The 1,375-nt window shown below is 66.6% G+C and carries 2 protein-coding genes; both read right to left on the bottom strand.

Going from position 1 to position 1,375, the window contains the following annotated elements; genetic code table 11:
* A partial coding sequence (locus U1703_RS18805) for an electron transfer flavoprotein subunit alpha/FixB family protein (protein WP_332786967.1) occupies positions 1-629 on the bottom strand: 629 nt, incomplete at its 3' end.
* The coding region (locus U1703_RS18800) for an electron transfer flavoprotein subunit beta/FixA family protein (protein ID WP_332786966.1) at positions 626-1,375 on the bottom strand (750 nt) is incomplete at its 5' end. The genes U1703_RS18805 and U1703_RS18800, both read right to left, overlap by 4 nt.

Below are 1,375 nucleotides of genomic sequence, written 5' to 3'. Positions count from 1 at the left end.
TGGAACTGCTCCTCCGAGCCCAGCGCGCGACCGCCCGAGACGATGATCTTGGCGCTGGTCAGTTCGGGCCGGGCATTCTCGGCCTTTTCCGCACCGACGAAGCGGGACTTGGCCGTATCGCCGGTCGAGGAAACTGCCTCGATTGTACCCGAGCCACCCTCGGCCGCCGCCTTTTCGAAGGCGGTGGTGCGGACGGTCAGGACCAACTTGGTGTCGCTGGTCTTGACGGTCGCGATGGCGTTGCCCGCATAGATCGGCCGGGTGAAGCTGTCCGGCCCCTCGACCGACAATATGTCGCTGATCTGCATCACGTCGATGAGGGCGGCGACACGCGGCGCGATGTTCTTGCCCGTGGTGGTCGAGGGCGCGAGGAAGGCATCGTGATGGCCCATCAGCTCGGCGACCAGTGGCGCGACATTCTCGGCCAGTGCATTCGCATAGGCCGCGTCGTCGGCGACATGGACCTTGCCGACCCCTGCGATCTTCGCGGCGGCCTGCGCGACGCCGTCGACACCCTGACCCGCGACGATCAGGTGCACCTCGCCCAGCTTCGACGCCGCCGTGACGGTCGCCAGCGTGGCATCCTTGACGGCCCCGCCGTCATGCTCGACCCATACCAGCGTCTTCACTTGGCCACTCCCAGTGCTTTCAGTTTCTCGACCAGCTCGTCCACCGAGCCGACCTTGACGCCCGCCTGGCGCTTGCCGGGCTCGGCGACATGGGTGATCGTCAGGCGCGGTGCGATGTCGACGCCGTAGTCGGCCGCCGTCTTTGTCGCCATCGGCTTGGACTTGGCCTTCATGATGTTAGGGAGCGACGCATAGCGCGGCTCGTTGAGGCGCAGGTCGGTGGTGACGATCGCGGGCAGCGTCAGCGCCACCGTCTCCAGGCCGCCATCGACCTCGCGGGTGACGTTGGCAGTCTGACCGTCGATCTCGACCTTGGACGCGAACGTGCCCTGCGCCCAGCCGAGCAGCCCCGCGAGCATCTGGCCGGTCTGGTTGTTGTCGCCGTCGATCGCCTGCTTGCCCAAGATGACCAGGCCAGGCTGTTCCTCTTCGACCACCTTGGCCAGCAGCTTGGCGACGCCGAGCGGTTCGACCGGCTGGTCGGCGGTGATCAGCACCGCCCGGTCCGCGCCCATGGCGAGTGCGGTGCGCAGCGTGTCCGCCGCCTTGGGCTCGCCGATCGAGACGACGACCACTTCGGTCGCCGCCCCCTTCTCCTTCAGCCGGATCGCCTCTTCCACCGCGATCTCGTCGAACGGGTTCATCGACATCTTCACGTTCGCCAGATCGACGCCCGTTCCGTCCGCCTTCACGCGCGGCTTTACGTTATAGTCCAACACCCGCTTCACGGGCACGACGATCTTCAT

Source organism: Sphingomonas flavida (genome assembly GCF_036663655.1).
Lineage (GTDB): Bacteria > Pseudomonadota > Alphaproteobacteria > Sphingomonadales > Sphingomonadaceae > Sphingomonas.
The sequence above is the reverse complement of the archived record's forward strand: the minus strand, read 5'-3'. Positions and strand labels throughout refer to the sequence as shown.